Consider the following 18,177-nt stretch of genomic DNA (forward strand, 5'->3'; position numbering starts at 1 on the left):
TCAGCCCGGCTGCCACGTCCCGGAGGCGATCTTTTCCATCCAGAAGGCGCCGATGATGGTTTTCACATCGGTGATCTTGCCGGTGCGTACCCAGTCCAGCATCTCGGCCAGGGGCGCGGTGATGGTCTCGATGAACTCGCCGTCGTCCAGCTGCGCCTCGCCGGCGGTCAGGCCGCGCGCGAGGTAGATGTCCAGGTGCTCGTCCGAATAGGCGATGGCGTTGTGGATGGTGCAGACGAACCGCCAGTCGCTGGCGCTGTAGCCGGTTTCCTCCAGCAGTTCGCGCTTGGCGCAGGCCAGCGGATCTTCGCCCGGGTCGATCTTGCCCGCCGGCAGTTCGATGAAGACGCGGTCCAGCGGGTAGCGGAACTGGCGTTCCAGCAGGATGGAGCCGTCGTCCAGCACCGGCAGGATGACCACGGCGCCGGGATGCTTGATGTATTCGCGGCCGGTGACGTTGCCGTTCGGGAGGGTGACGCTGTCGCGGTGGACTTGCAGGAAGTGGCCGTCATAGGCCAGGCCGCCATCGACACGGGTTTCTTTCAGGTGCGCATCCATGCGCTCTCCTTGTAAGACGGAAACCCGCAGTGTATCAGCGACGAGGCTTGTAGAGGTAGCGCGCGACGAAGCCGGGGAAGGCGAGGACGATGAAGAGGCAGGCGGTGATGGCGTAGAACTCCCATTTTTGCGGGAACACGCCGCCGATGCGGCCTTCGAGGAGGATGGCGGCGCCACCCACCAGGAAGTACAGCACGGCCATTTCACCCAGCCGCACGGCTAGGGGCTTGCGCGCCCTGGCCGGCTTGTCCGTCATGTCCGTCCCTTTCAGGGCGACCACGGCGAACAGCTTGTCGTTGAAGAACGGCAGGTTGGCGCCCGCCAGCGCGAGCAGGATGACCAGCCAGCTGGAGGCGCCAACGTCCATTACGAGGCCAGCGTCTTGGTGATGGCGGACATGCAGGCGTTCAGCAGCGGGCCAGGGATCAGGCCCATGCCGACCACGGCCGCCGCGTTCAGGCCCAGCACCACGCGGGTGTCGGCGAACACGACCAGCGGCGAGGCGTCGGCCGGTTCGTCGAACCACATGGTTTTCACGACGCGCAGGTAGTAGAACGCGCCGATCAGCGAGAACATCACGGCCAGCACGGTCAGCCATACCTGGCCGGTCTGCAGCACCGCTTGCAGCACCGAGAACTTGGCGGCGAAGCCGACCATCGGCGGCACGCCGGCCAGCGAGAACATCAGCAGCGACATGATCAGCGCGAACACCGGGCTGCGCTTGGACAGGCCCTTGAAATCGGACAGCTCGTCCGCTTCGAAGCCGGAACGCGACAGCACCATGATCAGGCCGAAGGTGCCCAAGGTGGTCAGCACGTAGACGATGGAGTAGTACATGGCCGAGCTGTAGGCGGCGGCGGCATTGCCCTTGTCCACGCCGACCACGCCGGCGGCCAGGCCCAGCAGCACGAAGCCCATTTGCGCGATGGTCGAGTACGCCAGCATGCGCTTCAGGTTGGTCTGCGCGATGGCGGTCAGGTTGCCCACGGCCAGCGAGGCGACGGCCAGGATCAGCAGCATCTGCTGCCAGTCCTTGGCCAGCGGCAGCAGGCCCTCCACCAGCAGGCGGATGCAGATGGCGAAGGTGGCCAGTTTCGGCGCGGCGCCCAGCAGCAGGGTCACCGGGGTCGGCGAGCCTTGATAGACGTCCGGCACCCACATGTGGAACGGTACGGCGCCCAGCTTGAAGGCCAGGCCGGCCACCACGAACACGGTGCCGAACACCAGGATGGTCGGCTTGACGGTGCCGTCGGCGGCCTTGCGGGCCACTTCGGCCAGTTCCAGCGAACCGGTGGCGCCGTACAGCATGGAAATGCCATACAGCAGGAAGCCGGAGGCCAGCGCGCCCAGGATGAAGTACTTCATCGCCGCTTCGGTCGACATCGCGTGGTCGCGGCGCAGCGCCACCAGGGCGTACAGCGACAGCGACATCAGTTCCAGGCCCAGGTAGATGGACAGGAAGTTGTTACCCGAGATCATGACCATCTGGCCCAGCAGCGCGAACAGCGCGAGCACGTAGAACTCGCCGCCCAGTTCACCGCCCAGCATGCCGCGCTGGTGCGCGTACTGGCGCGAATAGACCAGGGTCAGGCCGACGGCGACGTAGGACGCCACTTTCAGCAGGTTGGACATCGGATCGGACACGAACATGTTCGAGAAGGCGTAGACCGTGGCGCCGGTGTTGTAATCGGCCAGGCTGAGGAAGCCGCAGACCACCAGCGTGGCCAGCGACAGCGCGTAGGTGATCCAGCGTTTGCCCTCGTCCAGGAACATGTCGATCAGCAGGATCGCCGAGGCGGCGATCAGCAGAAAGACTTCCGCGTGTAGCGGCGCCAGGAGCGCCATCTGTGAAGTGTTTTGCATTGGGATTCCCGTTTTATTTCTTATTGCAGCTTGCTCTGGGCGACGTGCTTGAGCAGGTCGGCCACGGAGGTTTGCATCGTGTCGGTGAACGGCGCGGGATACAGGCCCATCACCAGCACGGCGATCGCCAGCACGCCCAGCATGAAGAACTCGCGGCCGTTGATGTCGGTCAGCTCGGCCACGTGGTGATTGGTCACCTTGCCGAAGATCACGCGCTTGGCCATCCACAGCGAGTACGCCGCGCCGAAGATCAGCGCCGAAGCGGCCACGATGCCGGTCACGAAGTTGAACTGGACGGCGCCCAGGATCACCATGAACTCGCCGACGAAACCGGAGGTCGCGGGCAGGCCGCAATTGGCCATCGAGAACAGGATGAAGAAGGCGGCGAATTTCGGCATTTTGTTCACCACGCCGCCGTAGTCGGCGATGTTGCGCGAGTGGGCGCGGTCATACAGCACGCCGATGCACAGGAACATGGCGCCGGAGATGAAGCCGTGCGAGATCATCTGCACGATGCCGCCCTGCACCGACATGTCGTTGAACATGAAGAAGCCCAGGGTCACGAAGCCCATGTGGGCGATCGACGAGTAGGCCACCAGTTTTTTCATGTCCTTCTGCACCAGGGCCACCAGGCCGATGTAGACCACGGCGATCAGCGACAGGCCGATCACGAACCAGGCCAGTTCGCGCGAGGCGTCCGGCACGATGGGCAGCGAGAAGCGCAGGAAGCCGTAGGCGCCCAGTTTCAGCATGATGGCGGCCAGCACGGCGGAGCCGCCGGTCGGCGCTTCGACGTGGACGTCGGGCAGCCAGGTGTGGACCGGGAACATCGGCACCTTCACGGCGAAGGCCATGAAGAAGGCGAAGAAGATCAAGGTCTGTTCCTTCATCGACAGCGGCAGCTGGTGCCAGGCCAGCACGTCGAAGGAGCCGGACTTGTTGTACAGGTAGATGATGGCGACCAGCGTCAGCAGCGAGCCGAAGAAGGTGTACAGGAAGAACTTGAACGACGCGTAGATACGGTTGGCGCCGCCCCACACGCCGATGATGATGTACATCGGGATCAGCGTGGCTTCGAAGAAGAAGTAGAACAGCAGGCCGTCGGTGGCGCAGAACACGCCGATCATCAGGCCGGACAGGATCAGGAAGGCGCCCATGTATTGCGCCACGCGCTCGGTGATCACTTCCCAGGCCGAGATCACGACGATGATCGTGATGAAGGCGGTCAGCGGCACGAACCACAGCGACAGGCCGTCCACGCCCAGGGCGTAGAAGATGTTGAAGCGTTCGATCCACGCCGACTTCTCGACGAACTGCATGCCGTGGGCCGCATTGTCGAAATGGCTGACCAGCGGCAGCGTCGGCAGCAGCGAGACGATGGAACCGATCAGGGCCAGCACGCGCACCATGCCGGCGCGCGAGTCGCGGCCGACCGCCAGCACGATCAGGCCGAACAGCACCGGTAGCCAGATCGACAGGCTCAGGTAGGGAGGGAGACTATTCATTGTTGACTGCATCTTTTTTCTCTTTGCGTGTCAGCTGTTAAGCTTGCCAAAACGGCAGGAAGTAGACCAGGAAACCCAGAATGCCGATGATCATGACGAACGCGTAGTGGTAGATGTAACCGGTCTGCGCCAGACGGGTCAGCGAGGAGAACCACGCCACCACTTTCGCGCTGCCGTTGACCACCAGGCCATCGATCAGGGTACGGTCGCCAACATTCCACAGGCCGTTGCCCAGCACGCGCGCGCCGCCGGCAAAGACCGCTTCGTTGAACTTGTCCATGTAGTACTTGTTGTCCAGCAGCGTGTGGATGGCCTTGAGCTTGGCGTAGAAGAAGGCCGGCACGCGCGGATTGATCATGTAGCAGTAGTACGAGGTCGCCACGCCGGCGATCGCCAGCCACAGCGGCAGCGAGGTCAGCGAGTGGATCGCCATGGCCATCGGGCCGTGGAACTCTTCGCCCAGGATCTTCATCGCCTCGTGGTTTTCACCGATGGCGATGACGCCCTTGAAGAAGTCGCCATGCAGCATCGGGCCGATGGTGAAGTAGCCGATCAGCACCGACGGGATGGCCAGCATCACCAGCGGGAACCAGACCACGAACGGCGATTCGTGCGGTTTCTGGCCGGGCTCCAGGCCGTGGTGGCCGTGGTCGTCCTCTTCGTCGTGGTGCGCGTCGGAGTCGTGCGCCGGCGCGGCGTGCTTGTCGTCGTGCGCGTGGGCGTGGTCGTCGTGCGCGTGGGCCTTGCCGAAACGCTCTTCGCCATGGAACACCAGGAAGTACATGCGGAAGGAGTAGAACGCGGTCACGAACACACCCGCCAGCACGGCGAAGTTGGCGAAGCCGGCGCCCCAGATGTGGGTCTCGTGCACGGCTTCGATGATCGAGTCCTTCGAGTAGAAGCCCGAGAACAGCGGCGTGCCGATCAGGGCCAGCGAGCCCAGCAGCGAGGTGATCCAGGTGATCGGCATGTACTTGCGCAGGCCGCCCATGTTGCGGATGTCCTGGTCGTGGTGCATGCCGATGATGACCGAACCCGCGCCCAGGAACAGCAGCGCCTTGAAGAAGGCGTGGGTCATCAGGTGGAACACGGCCACCGAGTAGGCCGAGGCGCCCAGCGCCACGGTCATGTAGCCCAGTTGCGACAGGGTCGAGTAGGCGACCACGCGCTTGATGTCGTTCTGGATGATGCCCAGGAAGCCCATGAACAGCGCCGTGATCGAACCGATCACCAGCACGAAGGACAGCGCGGTGTCCGACAGCTCGAACAGCGGCGACATGCGGGTCACCATGAAGATGCCGGCGGTAACCATGGTCGCGGCGTGGATCAGCGCGGAGATCGGGGTCGGGCCTTCCATCGAGTCGGGCAGCCACACGTGCAGCGGGAACTGGGCCGATTTACCCATCGCGCCGATGAACAGGCAGATGCAGGCCACGGTCAGCAGCATCCAGTCGGTGCCCGGCAGGTGCAGCTGCGCCAGCGCGTCCTTCTTGGCGAACACTTCCTGGTAGTCCATCGAGCCGCCATAGGCCAGCAGCAGGCCGATGCCCAGGATGAAGCCGAAGTCGCCCACGCGGTTGACCAGGAAAGCCTTCATGTTGGCGAAGATCGCGGTCGGACGGGTGTACCAGAAACCGATCAGCAGATACGACACCAGGCCCACCGCTTCCCAGCCGAAGAACAGCTGCAGGAAGTTGTTGGACATGACCAGCATCAGCATCGAGAACGTGAACAGCGAGATGTAGGAGAAGAAGCGGTTGTAGCCCTCGTCGTCCTTCATGTAGCCGATGGTGTAGATGTGAACCATCAGCGACACGAAGGTCACCACGTTCATCATCATCGCCGTCAGGGTGTCGATCTGGAAGCCGACCGCCAGCTTCACGCCGGCCACGGTCATCCAGCGGTACACGTCCGCGTTGTACACGGGTGCGCCGTCCAGCAACGCCAGCAGCGTCTGGAAGGAAATGATAAAGGCGATCAACACGCCCAGGATGGTCGCGGTGGTGGTGACCTTGCGGCCAACCACGTTGCCAAAGAATTTAGTGCCGAGCAGGCCCGCGATCGCTGAGCCCGCCAAAGGGGCGAGCGGTACAGCCAAAAGGAGGTTAGGGTTAAGCCCCGTCATGATGAACCTTAATGTTTATTATTCGAGGTAGTTAACTCAGCCTTTGAGGCTGTCCAGGTCTTCCACGTTGATGGTGTCCAGATTACGGAACATGACCACCAGGATCGCCAGGCCGATCGCCGATTCGGCGGCCGCCACGGTCAGGATGAAGAAGACGAAGATCTGCCCGGCCGCATCGCCCAGGTAGTGCGAGAACGCGATGAAGTTCATGTTCACGGCCAGCAGCATCAGCTCGATGGCCATCAGCAGGACGATGATGTTTTTGCGGTTCAGGAAGATACCGATAATGGAGATCGCGAACAGGATCGCGCCCAGCACCAGGTAGTGTGCGAGGGATAAGGTCATTGTGCCTCCTTGGGTGCTGCCGCCTCGGTCTGGCCGCGGGTGGAAACTGCGTCCATCTTGACGATGCGCAGGCGGTCGTTGCGCTTCACGCGCACGGCGTCGGCCGGGTCGAAGTACTTGATGTCCTTGCGCTTGCGCAGGGTCAGCGCGACGGCGGCGATGATGGCCACCAGCAGCACGGCCGCGGCGATCTCGAAGGCGTAGATGTACTCGGTGTAGATCAGCAGGCCCAGGGCCTTGGTGCTGCCGATGGTGCCGGCCGCTTCCGGCGACACCTGGCCGTTGTTGCCGAACGAGCGCCACAGCACGGACGCCATCTCCAGCACGATCACGCCGCCGATCACGGAGGCGATGGGCAGGTAGCCCCAGAAGCCCTCGCGCATCTTGGCGATGTTGATGTCCAGCATCATCACGACGAACAGGAACAGCACCATCACGGCGCCGACGTACACCAGCACCAGCACGATGGAGAGGAATTCCGCTTTCAGCAGCATCCAGATGCCGGCCGCCTGGAAGAAGGCCAGCACCAGGAACAGCGCGGCCTGCACCGGGTTCGGCGCGGTGATCACACGCAGCGACGCCAGCACCAGGATGGTGGCGAAGACGTAGAATAAAACGCTAGTAAAGTCCATAAATAGTCCAGATCTCCAGGTCAGCGGTAAGCGGCGTCCGCTTCGCGGTTGGCGGCGATTTCCGCCTCGTAGCGGTCGCCCACTGCCAGCAGCATTTCCTTGGTGTAGTACAGGTCGCCACGCTTCTCGCCGTGGTATTCCAGCACGTGCGTTTCGACGATGGAGTCGACCGGGCAGGATTCCTCGCAGAAGCCGCAGAAGATGCACTTGGTCAGGTCGATGTCGTAGCGCGTGGTGCGGCGCGAACCGTCGTCGCGCTGCTCGGACTCGATGGTGATCGCCATCGCCGGGCACACCGCCTCGCACAGCTTGCAGGCGATGCAGCGCTCTTCCCCGTTGGGGTAGCGGCGCAGCGCGTGCAGGCCGCGGAAGCGCGGCGACATCGGCGTCTTCTCTTCCGGGTACTGCACGGTGATCTTGCGCGCGAACATGTACTTGCCCGTCAGGGCCATGCCCTTGATCAGTTCCGACAGCATCAGGCTGCCGAAGAAGTCTTTAACTTTTTCCATTTTGCGCTTCCTTACTTCCAAATATTCCAGGGCGAATTAATCACACCGGCGACCAGCACCAGCCAGACCAGGGTCAGGGGGATGAACACTTTCCAGCCCAGACGCATGATCTGGTCGTAGCGGTAGCGTGGGAAGGTACCGCGCACCCAGATGAAGATGGAAACGATGGCGAAGGTCTTGGCGAACAGCCAGAAGAAGCCGCCGAACCCGCCGCCGAACTCCAGGAACGCGAGCGGCGCGGCCCAGCCGCCCAGGAACATGATGGAGGCCAGCACGCCGACCAGGATCATGTTGGCGTACTCGGCCAGCATGAACATGGCGTAGGACATGCCCGAGTACTCGACCATGTGGCCGGCCACGATTTCCGACTCGCCCTCGACCACGTCGAACGGGTGGCGGTTGGTCTCGGCCAGGCCGGAGGTCAAGTAGATCACGAACAGCGGCAACAGCGGCAGCCAGTTCCACGACAGGAAGCTCAGGCCCATGCCGACCATCTGGCCCTGGCGCTGGCTGTTGACGATGTCGATGAAGTTCAGCGAGCCGGACACCATCAGGATCACGACCAGCACGAAGCCCATCGGGATCTCGTAGGAGATCATCTGCGCCGAGGCGCGCATCGCGCCCAGGAAGGAGAACTTCGAGTTCGAGGCCCAGCCGGCGATGATCACGCCGTACACTTCCATCGAGGTCACCGCCATCAGCAGCAGCAGGCCGGCGTTGATGTTGGCCAGCACCGCCTCGGGACCGAAGGGGATGACCGACCAGGCGGCCAGCGCCGGCATGATGGTCATCACGGGACCGATCACGAACAGGCCCTTGGCGGCCTTGGTCGGGATCACGATTTCCTTGAGCAGCAGCTTCAGCGCGTCGGCGATCGGCTGCAGCAGGCCGGCCGGGCCGACGCGGTTGGGGCCGATACGGATCTGGATCCAGCCGATCAGCTTGCGCTCCCACAGGGTGGCGTAGGCGACCAGGCCCATCAGCGGCAGCAGCACGCACAGCAGCTTGACCATGTTCCAGACGAAGAACCACACGGTCGGGCCCAGCAGTGCGGAGCCGTTGGTGGTGATGGTGTTGACGAATTCCAGCGCCATTATTTGCCCTCCCCTGCTTTGGCGACCGCGATCGGACCGAACATGGCGCCCAGCGCGGCGGTCGACGCGTGCGCGGCGGCCACGCGGACCACGTTGGCCGGCAGGCCGGCTTCGATGATGGCCGGCAGCACGGCCGAGCCCGGGCCTTGCGACACGGCGACCTTGTCGCCGGCCTTCACGCCCAGCTTGTCGGCCAGCGCGGCGGACAGGCGCACCGACGGCGCGGCGCCGTCGATGGTTGCCAGCAGCGGGCCGGAACGGCGCGCCACGGCGTCGGCGAAGTGGATGGGCACATCGGCCAGGCGTTCCAGCGATTCGCCGGCGCCGAAGGCGGCGCCCACCAGCGTCTTTTTGCTGGTGTTGTTCAGCTTGGCCGACAGGTCGCTCACGCCCTTGCCGAACAGCTCGTCGCGGATGGCTTCCGAGGTCTCGTAGTCGAAACCGGCGATGCCCAGGATGTTGCCCAGCACGCGCAGCACTTTCCACGCCGGACGGGCGTTGGCCAGCGGCTTGACGGTGCCGTTGAAGCTTTGCGCGCGGCCCTCGGCGTTGACGAAGGTGCCCGAGGTTTCGCTGAACGGCGCGATCGGCAGCAGCACGTCGGCGTGTTCGAAGCCGTGCTTGAAGGCGGACAGGGCCACCACCATCTCGGCCTGCTTCAGCGCGGCGGCGGCGGCTTGCGGGTTGGCCGCGTCCAGTTCCGGTTCCGCGTTCAGCAGGATGTAGGCCTTCTTCGGCGCGCTGAACGCCGGCGCGGCGTTCTTGGCGACGGCGTTCACCAGGTGGCCGCCGACCGTGTTGGCCGCTTCCACCAGGTAGCCCAGCTTGGCGCCGGTCTGTTCGGCGATCCATTGCGCGGCGGCATGCAGCGCGGACGCTTGCGGGTGCGCCGCGGCGGCGTTGCCCAGGAACACGGCCTTGTTTTTCACATTCTGGTCGCCGGACAGCAGGCTGGCGGCGATGCCCTTGGCGGCGTCCGAAGGCGCGAAGCCCTCGAAACCGGCGGGCGCGGCCACTTCCTTGGCGGCGGCGACGGCGTTCACCACTTGCGACAGCGCGGCCAGCCAGTCGGACGGCGCGGCGGTGATCTTGTTGGCGACGGTGATCAGGTTGTCTTCATCGGAACCGTGCAGGATGGACAGCTTGGCGCCCGACTTGACGGCGGCGCGCAGGCGCGTGGCCAGCAGCGGATGGTCCTTGCGCAGGAAGGAGCCGATGACGAACACGCGCTGCAGCGCGGTCACGTCGGCGACCGGCATGCCCAGCCATGGCTTGACTTCGCCGTCCAGCGCGAAATCGCTCTGGCGCAGGCGGAAGTCGACGTTTTCCGAGCCCAGGGCGCGGGTCAGCTTTTGCAGCAGGTGCAGCTCTTCCACGGTCGAGTGCGCGGTCGCGTAGGACGCGATGGCGTCGGCGCCGTGTTCGTGCTTGATGTTCTTCAGGCCGTGCGCCACGTATTCCAGCGCGGTCTGCCAGTCCACCTCTTTCCATTCGCCGCCCTGCTTCAGCATCGGCTGCGTCAGGCGCTCGTCGGAATCCAGCGCCTCGTAGGAGAAGCGGTCCTTGTCCGAGATCCAGCATTCGTTGACGGCGTCGTTTTCCAGCGGCAGCACGCGCATCACCTTGCCGTTCTTGACCTGCACGATCAGGTTGGCGCCCAGCGAGTCGTGCGGCGACACCGATTTGCGGCGCGACAGTTCCCACGAGCGGGCGCTGTAGCGGAAGGGCTTGGAGGTCAGCGCGCCGACCGGGCACAGGTCGATCATGTTGCCCGACAGTTCGGAGCTGACGGCCTCGCCGACGAAGGTGGTGATCTCCGAGTGCTCGCCGCGGCCCAGCATGCCCAGCTCCATCACGCCGGCCACTTCCTGGCCGAAACGCACGCAACGGGTGCACTGGATACAGCGCGACATCTCTTCCATCGCCACCAGCGGACCGGCCTGCTTGGGCGCGACCACGCGCTTCTCTTCCTCGTAGCGGGAGGCGCTCTTGCCGTAACCGACGGCCAGATCCTGCAGCTGGCATTCGCCGCCCTGATCGCAGATCGGGCAGTCCAGCGGGTGGTTAATCAGCAGGAACTCCATCACGGACCGTTGCGCCTGCACGGCCTTGTCGCTGGCCGAGCGCACGATCATGCCCGCCGACACCGGCGTGGCGCAAGCGGGCAAAGGCTTGGGAGCCTTCTCCACTTCCACCAGGCACATGCGGCAGTTCGCTGCGATCGACAATTTCTTGTGATAGCAGAAGTGCGGGATGTAGGTACCCAGTTTATTGGCAGCGTCCATCACCATGCTACCAGCAGGGACTTCAACTTTCTTGCCGTCTATTTCGATTTCAACCATGGTGATCGTTACGCAGCTTAGAGGTAAGCGGGCACCAAGCAATGCTTGTGCTCGACGTGATATTCAAATTCTTCGCGGAACTGCTTGACGAAGGCGCGTACCGGCATCGCCGCCGCGTCGCCCAGGGCGCAAATGGTGCGGCCCTGGATGTTGTCGGCGATCGAGTTCAGCATGTCCAGATCGGTGGCGCGGCCCTGGCCGTGCTCGATGCGGTGGATCATGCGGTACATCCAGCCCGTGCCTTCGCGGCAAGGGGTGCACTGGCCGCACGACTCTTCGAAGTAGAAGTAGGACAGGCGCTCGAGCGCCTTGACCATGCAGCGCGTCTCGTCCATGACGATGATGGCGCCCGAACCCAGCATGGAGCCGGACTTGGCGATCGAATCATAGTCCAGGTCGGTGTTCATCATCAGTTCGCCGCGCACCACCGGCGCCGACGAGCCGCCGGGGATCACGGCCTTGATCTTCTTGCCGCCGCGCATGCCGCCGGCCAGATCGAGGAAGGTCGCGAACGGCGTGCCCAGCGGCACCTCGTAGTTGCCGGGACGCTCGACGTCGCCCGAGATCGAGAAGATCTTGGTGCCGCCGTTGTTCGGCTTGCCCAGCGCCAGGTAGTTCTCCGCGCCGATGTTCAGGATGAACGGCACGGCGGCGAAGGTTTCCGTGTTGTTGATGGTGGTCGGCTTGCCGTACAGGCCGAACGAGGCCGGGAACGGCGGCTTGAAGCGCGGCTGGCCTTTCTTGCCCTCCAGCGATTCCAGCAGCGCGGTTTCCTCGCCGCAGATGTAGGCGCCGTAGCCGTGGTGCGCGTGCAGCTGGAAGCTGAACTCGCTGCCCATGATCTTGTCGCCCAGGAAGCCGGCGGCGCGCGCCTCCTCCAGCGCTTCCTCGAAGCGCAAGTACTCGGCGAAGATCTCGCCGTGGATGTAGTTGTAGCCCACCGTGATGCCCATCGCGTACGCGCCGATGGCCATGCCCTCGATCAGCGCGTGCGGGTTGTAGCGCATGATGTCGCGGTCCTTGAACGTGCCCGGTTCGCCCTCGTCGGTGTTGCAGACCAGGTACTTCTGGCCCGGGAACTGGCGCGGCATGAAGCTCCACTTCAGGCCGGTGGGGAAACCGGCGCCGCCGCGGCCGCGCAGGCCGGAGGTCTTCAGGTCGGCGATGATGGCCTCGGGGGCGATCTTCTCTTCCAGGATGCGGCGCAGCGCCGAATAGCCGCCACGCTTCACGTAGTCGGCCAGGTGCCAGTTGTCGCCGTTCAGATCCTTCATGATCAACGGCTTGATGTGACGGTCGTGCAGACTGGTCATTTCTTGAGTTCCTCTACCAGGGCGTCGATCTTGTCGTTGCTCATGAACGAACACATGCGGTGGTTGTTCACCAGCAGCACCGGCGCGTCGCCGCAGGCGCCCATGCACTCGCCTTCCATCAGCGTGAATTCGCCGTCGGCGGTGGTGTCGCGGTAATCGATGCCCAGCTTCTGCTTCAAGTGGTGCGCGGCGCGCTCGCCGCCCGACAGGGCGCACGGCAGGTTGGTGCACACGGTGATCTTGTGCTTGCCGACCGGCTTCAGGTTGTACATATTGTAGAAGGTGGCCACTTCCTGCACGGCGATGGCCGGCATGCGGATGTAGTCGGCCAGTTCCTTCATCACTTCGGGCGAGACCCAGCCCAGTTCAACCTGGGCGTGGGCCAGCGAGGCCATCACGGCCGACTGGCGCTGGTCGGCCGGGTACTTGGCCAGCTCGCGGTCGATTTTCTTGTAGCACTGCTCGGATAACAACATACTTTTACCTTTATCGGTCGATTTCGCCGAAAACGATGTCCTGGGTACCAATGATGGTCACGGCGTCGGCGATCATGTGGCCGCGCGCCATTTCATCCAGGGCCGCCAAGTGGGCGTAGCCCGGGGCGCGGATCTTCATGCGGTACGGCTTATTGGCGCCGTCCGATAGCAGGTAGATGCCGAATTCGCCCTTTGGATGCTCCACCGCGCTGTATGCTTCGCCGACCGGCACGTGGAAGCCCTCGGTGAACAGCTTGAAGTGGTGGATCAGCGACTCCATGTTGGTCTTCATGTCCACGCGGTTCGGCGGCGCCACCTTGCGGTTGTCGGTCATGACCGGACCGGGGTTGTTGCGCAGCCACTCGACGCACTGCACGATGATGCGGTTCGACTGGCGCATCTCCTCGATGCGCACCAGGTAGCGGTCGTAGCAGTCGCCGTTGGTGCCGACCGGGATGTCGAAGTCCATCAGGTCGTACACCTCGTAGGGCTGCTTCTTGCGCAGGTCCCACTCGATGCCCGAGCCGCGCAGCATGGCGCCGGTGAAGCCCATCGCCAGCGCGTCCTCGGGCGCGACCACGCCGATGCCGACGGTGCGCTGTTTCCAGATGCGGTTGTCGGTCAGCAGCGTCTCGTACTCGTCGACATAGGTCGGGAAGCGGCGCGTGAAGTCCTCGATGAAGTCCAGCAGCGAGCCCTGGCGGTTGTCGTTCAGTTCCTTGATGGCCTTGGCCGACTTGATCGGCGAGGCGCGGTGCTGCGGCATCGCGTCCGGCAGGTCGCGGTACACGCCGCCCGGGCGGTAATAGGCCGCGTGCATGCGCGCGCCGGACACCGCCTCGTAGCAGTCCATCAAGTCTTCGCGGTCGCGGAAGGCGTACAGGAAGGGCCCCATGGCGCCCACGTCCAACGCGTGCGCGCCCAGCCACAGCAGGTGGTTCAGCAGGCGGGTGATCTCGTCGAACATCACGCGGATGTATTGCGCGCGCAGCGGCACTTCCAGGCCCAGCAGCTTCTCGATCGCCATCACGTAGGCGTGCTCGTTGCACATCATCGACACGTAGTCGAGGCGGTCCATATAGGGCACGGACTGCAGGTAGGTCTTCTGCTCGGCCAGCTTCTCGGTGGCGCGGTGCAGCAGGCCGATGTGCGGGTCGGCGCGCTGGATCACCTCGCCGTCCAGCTCCAGCACCAGGCGCAGCACGCCGTGCGCGGCCGGGTGCTGCGGACCAAAGTTCAGGGTGTAATTCTTAATCTCAGCCATTATTTAATCCCGTAGTTTTCTTCACGGATCACGCGCGGCACGTTCTCGCGCGGATCGATGGTCACCGGCTGGTAGACCACGCGCAGCTGCTCGGGGTCGTAACGCATTTCGACGTAGCCGGAAACCGGGAAGTCCTTACGGAACGGATGGCCCATGAAGCCGTAATCGGTGAGGATGCGGCGCAGGTCGTTGTGGCCGTCGAACAGGATGCCCAGCAGGTCGAACGCCTCGCGCTCGTACCAGTTGGCGGTGCGCCACAGCGGCACCACCGACTGCACGATCGGCATCTCGTCGTCCGGGCAGAACACGCGCACGCGCACGCGCCAGTTGTGCTTGACCGACAGCAGATGGGACGTGACCGCGAAACGCAGTCCGTCCCAGGTGCCTTCGCCATAGGTCGAGTAGTCGACGCCGCACAGGTCGATCAGCTGGTCGAAGCCCAGCGCGGGATCGTCGCGCAGCGCCTGCATGACGGCGTAGTAATCGCCGGCCTTGACGACGAGGGTGATCTCACCCAGCGCCACCGTGGTGCCGACACGTTCGCCCAGCGCGGCGGCCAGGGCGATTTGCAATACTTCCAATTGTGTACTCATAGTTCTGAAGCGCCCCGTTTAGCGTGCGATCGTGTTGGTGCGCTTGATCTTGTTCTGCAGTTGCAGAATGCCGTACAGCAGCGCCTCGGCGGTCGGCGGGCAGCCCGGCACGTACACGTCGACCGGCACGATGCGGTCGCAGCCGCGCACCACGGAGTAGGAATAGTGGTAGTAGCCGCCGCCGTTGGCGCAGGAACCCATGGAGATCACCCAGCGCGGCTCGGACATCTGGTCGTAGACCTTGCGCAGCGCGGGCGCCATCTTGTTGCACAGCGTGCCGGCGACGATCATCACGTCGGACTGGCGCGGGGATGGACGGAACACGACGCCGAAGCGGTCGAGGTCGTAACGGGCGGCGCCCGCGTGCATCATTTCAACCGCGCAGCAGGCCAGGCCGAACGTCATCGGGAACATCGACCCGGTACGCGCCCAGTTGATCAGCTTATCGGCTGTGGTGGTGATGAAACCTTCGTTTAATACGCCTTCAATAGACATGGCTTATTCCCAATCAAGGGCACCTTTCTTCCAGATATACCAAAAACCGACCACGAATTCGGCGATGAACACCATCATCGTAATGAAACCCTGCCAGCCCAGTTCGCGCATGGAGACGCCCCACGGGAAGAAGAATGCCGTTTCCAGATCGAACAAAATAAAGAGAATCGCGACGAGGTAATACCGCACGTCGAACTTCATGCGCGCGTCTTCGAACGCTTCGAAGCCGCACTCGTAAGGAGAGAGTTTTGCAGCGTCAGGCTTGTGCGGTCCGAGCAGACGGCCCAATACCTGGGGAACAACGCCGACACCGAGGCCGACGAGCAGGAATAAGAGAACGGGGAAGTAGTTTTCGAGGTTCACGGTTGATGAGCTTAATGTTGAACGATCGGTTAGGAAGACGCCGCATGCCGCGGCGTTTTTAACGCTCGACCCCAATCAGCGTTGAGACCAGGATCAAACGACACATCCTCGTAAAAAAACCAGCTTAAGGCCTGGGTAAGGAACCCCGGCGCCCTTGCTGGCTTCTTTTTATTTATGGTGCCGACGACGAGACTCGAACTCGTACAGCTTGCGCCACTACCCCCTCAAGATAGCGTGTCTACCAATTTCACCACGTCGGCATTAAGGCCGCTATTCTACTCTGCTTTCACGCCTTTGTTAATGTGTATTGCGCTCAAACAAGGAGAAAAACGATAAAGCTTGACTAAAACTCTAGGCTAATACGGATCACTTCGGCTGCGCGGGCGCCGGAGCGGTCGCGGGCGTCGCGGGGGCCGCGGGCGCGGCCGGAGCCGGCACGGCGGCGGCGGGCACGCCGGTCGGGGCGGCCGGAGCGGGGACGCCCGCGTCCGCCGCAGGCGCGGCGGGCGCGGTCGGGATCGCCGCCGAGCCCTTGGTCTGCACCGGCACGGTGGCCTTGTCGAGCAGTCCGCCGCCGGTGCTGCCGGTGCGCTGCGTCGCCATCGAGGCCAGCGCCAGCGTGGACGCGAAGAAGATCGCGGCCGCCACGGCGGTGGACTTGGACATGAAGTTCGAGGAGCCGCTGGCGCCGAACAGGCTGCCGGAGGCGCCGGAGCCGAAGGCCGCGCCCATGTCGGCGCCTTTGCCGTGCTGCAGCAGCACCAGGCCGATGATGGCCAGGGCGGAGACGACCTGGACGACGATGATCAAATTATGCAAGGTGTTCATGCTATTCCATTCTCAGTTAACAAGTGGTTCAATCCGCGGCGTGGACAATGCCGAGGAAATCGGCCGCCTTGAGGGACGCGCCGCCTATCAGGCCGCCGTCGATGTCCGGCTGGGCCATTAATTCTTTCGCGTTGTCCGGCTTCATGCTGCCGCCGTACAGGATTTGCATGCCGCCGGCGGTGGCCGCGTCGCGCGCGGCGACCTGCTTGCGCAGCAGCGCGTGCACTTCCTGCGCCATGGCCGGGGTCGCGGTCTTGCCGGTGCCGATCGCCCACACCGGCTCGTAGGCCAGCACGATCTTGCCCAGCGCCGGGGTTTCCAGCACGTCGAGCACCGCCTGCAGCTGGGCGCACACGACCACGCCGGTCTGCCCGGCCTCGCGTTCCGCCAGCGTCTCGCCCACGCACACCACCGGGGTCAGCCCGGCGGCCAGCGCCGCCAGCGCCTTCTGCGCCACCAGCTCGTTGCTCTCCTGATGGTAGGCGCGGCGCTCGGAGTGGCCGACGATCACGTAGCGGCAAGCGAAGTCCGCCAGCATGGACGCGGCGACCTCGCCGGTGTAGGCGCCCGCCGCGAAGGCCGAGACATCCTGCGCGCCCCACGCCACCGGCGTGCCGGCCAGCGCGGCCTGGCACTGGGCCAGGTAGGGCGCCGGTGCGCACACGGCCGCGTCGGCGCGCTGGGCCGCCTTGGCCGCCAGCCCTTCGGCGACGCCGGACAACAGCACCGAAATGCTGTCGCGGCTGCCGTTCATCTTCCAATTGCCGATAACGAGTTTGCGTCGCATAGTAGCCTAATTTTTCAATAACCCGCTATTTTAACGCGAGCCGCAAAGCGGGGTCAAACCAGCGCATTCGCGTTGTTGTTCAAAAAACGATCAAATCACCCGCAGCATGATCTTGCCGATGTGGCTGCCGGCCTCCATCAGCGCGTGCGCGGCGGCCGCCTCCTCCAGCGGGAACACCTGGTGGATCACCGGCTTGATCCTGCCGGCCTCCAGCATCGGCCACACCCGCGCGCGCAGTTGCGCCGCGATCTTGGCCTTGAACGCGACGGTACGGGGACGCAGCGTGGAGCCGGTGACGGTGAGGCGGCGGCGCAGCACCTGGCCCAGGTCCAGCGTGGCCTTGGCGCCGCCCAGCAGCGCGATCACGGCGATGCGGCCGTCGTCGGCCAGGCAGTTGATCTCGCGCGGCAGGTAGTCGCCGCCCACCATGTCGAGCACGACGTCGACGCCCTTGCCGCCCGTCAGCTCCCTGGCGACGGCGGCGAAGTCCTCGGTCTTGTAGTTGATGCCGCGCTCGGCGCCCAGCCGTTCGCAGGCGCGCGCCTTGTCGTCGGTGCCGGCGGTGGCGAACACGCGGTGGCCCATGGCGGCGGCCAGCTGGATGGCCGTCACGCCGATGCCGGAGGCGCCGCCCTGCACCAGCAGCGTCTCGCCCTGCATCAGGTGGGCGCGGTCGAACACATTGCTCCAGACGGTGAAATAGGTCTCCGGCAGCGAGGCCGCCTCCAGCATGGACAGGCCCTTCGGCACCGGCAGGCACTGCTCGACGGGGGCCGCGCAGTACTCGGCGTAGCCGCCGCCCTGGGCCAGCGCGCACACCATGTCGCCCTTGCTGAAGCGGCTGCCGGCCAGGTCGCCGTCGACGATCTCGCCAGCCACCTCCAGGCCCGGCAGGTCGGACGCGCCGGGCGGCGGCGCGTAGCTGCCCTGGCGCTGGAAGACGTCGGGCCGGTTGACGCCGGCGGCGTGGACCTTGATCAGCACCTCGCCCGCCTTGAATTCGGGGACCGGACGTTCGCACAGGCGCAGCACGTCCGGCGCGCCCGGCTGGGTGATTTCGATAGCTCGCATACTGCCCTCCGCGG

The 18,177-nt window shown here is 64.3% G+C and carries 19 protein-coding genes and 1 tRNA gene; all 20 read right to left on the minus strand.

The window, feature by feature from the left end; translation table 11 throughout:
• Positions 1-558 carry an NUDIX domain-containing protein gene (locus BM436_RS14745; RefSeq protein ID WP_093556283.1) on the minus strand — a complete coding sequence of 186 codons (558 nt, stop codon included), beginning with the start codon at positions 556-558 and terminating at the stop codon, positions 1-3.
• A gap of 34 nt (positions 559-592) precedes the next feature.
• On the minus strand, positions 593-925 hold the full coding sequence (locus tag BM436_RS14750; protein ID WP_093556284.1) for a DUF2818 family protein: 333 nt from the start codon (positions 923-925) through the stop codon (positions 593-595).
• Positions 925-2,421 carry an NADH-quinone oxidoreductase subunit NuoN gene (gene nuoN, locus BM436_RS14755; protein ID WP_229490314.1) on the minus strand — a complete coding sequence of 499 codons (1,497 nt, stop codon included), beginning with the start codon at positions 2,419-2,421 and terminating at the stop codon, positions 925-927. Before nuoN ends, BM436_RS14750 begins: the two co-directional genes overlap by 1 nt.
• 20 nt (positions 2,422-2,441) lie before the next feature.
• The gene (locus BM436_RS14760) at positions 2,442-3,926 is read right to left on the minus strand and encodes an NADH-quinone oxidoreductase subunit M (protein WP_229490316.1); all 1,485 of its coding nucleotides are present in this window, start codon (positions 3,924-3,926) and stop codon (positions 2,442-2,444) included.
• Between the two features lie 37 nt (positions 3,927-3,963).
• Complete coding sequence (gene nuoL / locus BM436_RS14765; RefSeq protein WP_093556287.1) at positions 3,964-6,051, minus strand: NADH-quinone oxidoreductase subunit L; 2,088 nt, start codon at positions 6,049-6,051, stop codon at positions 3,964-3,966.
• Between the two features lie 36 nt (positions 6,052-6,087).
• Positions 6,088-6,396, minus strand: coding sequence for an NADH-quinone oxidoreductase subunit NuoK (gene nuoK, locus BM436_RS14770; protein ID WP_093556288.1), 309 nt, complete (start codon positions 6,394-6,396; stop codon positions 6,088-6,090).
• On the minus strand, positions 6,393-7,028 hold the full coding sequence (locus BM436_RS14775; protein ID WP_093556289.1) for an NADH-quinone oxidoreductase subunit J: 636 nt from the start codon (positions 7,026-7,028) through the stop codon (positions 6,393-6,395). Before BM436_RS14775 ends, nuoK begins: the two co-directional genes overlap by 4 nt.
• Positions 7,029-7,048: 20 nt before the next feature.
• Positions 7,049-7,537, minus strand: a complete 489-nt coding sequence (gene nuoI, locus BM436_RS14780) for an NADH-quinone oxidoreductase subunit NuoI (protein ID WP_093556290.1) — start codon at positions 7,535-7,537, stop codon at positions 7,049-7,051.
• 11 nt (positions 7,538-7,548) lie between these two features.
• Positions 7,549-8,631: an NADH-quinone oxidoreductase subunit NuoH gene (nuoH, locus tag BM436_RS14785; protein WP_093556291.1), complete on the minus strand. Its 1,083-nt coding sequence runs from the start codon at positions 8,629-8,631 to the stop codon at positions 7,549-7,551.
• On the minus strand, positions 8,631-10,973 hold the full coding sequence (nuoG, locus tag BM436_RS14790) for an NADH-quinone oxidoreductase subunit NuoG (protein ID WP_093556292.1): 2,343 nt from the start codon (positions 10,971-10,973) through the stop codon (positions 8,631-8,633). The genes nuoH and nuoG overlap by 1 nt, the downstream gene beginning before the upstream one ends.
• Before the next feature lie 17 nt (positions 10,974-10,990).
• The gene (gene nuoF / locus BM436_RS14795) at positions 10,991-12,286 is read right to left on the minus strand and encodes an NADH-quinone oxidoreductase subunit NuoF (RefSeq protein WP_093556293.1); all 1,296 of its coding nucleotides are present in this window, start codon (positions 12,284-12,286) and stop codon (positions 10,991-10,993) included.
• The gene (gene nuoE / locus BM436_RS14800) at positions 12,283-12,762 is read right to left on the minus strand and encodes an NADH-quinone oxidoreductase subunit NuoE (protein ID WP_093556294.1); all 480 of its coding nucleotides are present in this window, start codon (positions 12,760-12,762) and stop codon (positions 12,283-12,285) included. Before nuoE ends, nuoF begins: the two co-directional genes overlap by 4 nt.
• Positions 12,763-12,772: 10 nt before the next feature.
• Positions 12,773-14,026 (minus strand): NADH-quinone oxidoreductase subunit D, encoded by a 1,254-nt coding sequence (locus BM436_RS14805; RefSeq protein WP_093556295.1) that lies wholly within the window; start codon positions 14,024-14,026, stop codon positions 12,773-12,775.
• A complete protein-coding gene (locus BM436_RS14810; RefSeq protein ID WP_093556296.1) occupies positions 14,026-14,619 on the minus strand; it encodes an NADH-quinone oxidoreductase subunit C in 594 nt (197 codons plus the stop codon). The genes BM436_RS14805 and BM436_RS14810 overlap by 1 nt, the downstream gene beginning before the upstream one ends.
• Positions 14,620-14,637: 18 nt before the next feature.
• A complete protein-coding gene (locus tag BM436_RS14815) occupies positions 14,638-15,114 on the minus strand; it encodes a NuoB/complex I 20 kDa subunit family protein (RefSeq protein WP_093556297.1) in 477 nt (158 codons plus the stop codon).
• Positions 15,115-15,117: 3 nt separating this feature from the next.
• The gene (locus BM436_RS14820; protein ID WP_093556298.1) at positions 15,118-15,477 is read right to left on the minus strand and encodes an NADH-quinone oxidoreductase subunit A; all 360 of its coding nucleotides are present in this window, start codon (positions 15,475-15,477) and stop codon (positions 15,118-15,120) included.
• Positions 15,478-15,652: 175 nt separating this feature from the next.
• Positions 15,653-15,737 (minus strand) — tRNA-Leu (locus tag BM436_RS14825).
• Positions 15,738-15,843: 106 nt separating this feature from the next.
• Positions 15,844-16,305 carry a preprotein translocase subunit SecG gene (gene secG, locus BM436_RS14830; protein ID WP_093556299.1) on the minus strand — a complete coding sequence of 154 codons (462 nt, stop codon included), beginning with the start codon at positions 16,303-16,305 and terminating at the stop codon, positions 15,844-15,846.
• A 28-nt stretch (positions 16,306-16,333) separates the two neighbouring features.
• Entirely contained in the window at positions 16,334-17,092 is a 759-nt protein-coding gene (gene tpiA, locus BM436_RS14835; RefSeq protein ID WP_093556300.1) for a triose-phosphate isomerase, read from the minus strand.
• A gap of 90 nt (positions 17,093-17,182) precedes the next feature.
• A complete protein-coding gene (locus BM436_RS14840) occupies positions 17,183-18,163 on the minus strand; it encodes an NAD(P)H-quinone oxidoreductase (protein WP_093556301.1) in 981 nt (326 codons plus the stop codon).
• Positions 18,164-18,177 lie beyond the last annotated feature (14 nt).

Source organism: Pseudoduganella namucuonensis (genome assembly GCF_900116645.1).
Taxonomy (GTDB): Bacteria; Pseudomonadota; Gammaproteobacteria; order Burkholderiales; family Burkholderiaceae_D; genus Rugamonas; species Rugamonas namucuonensis.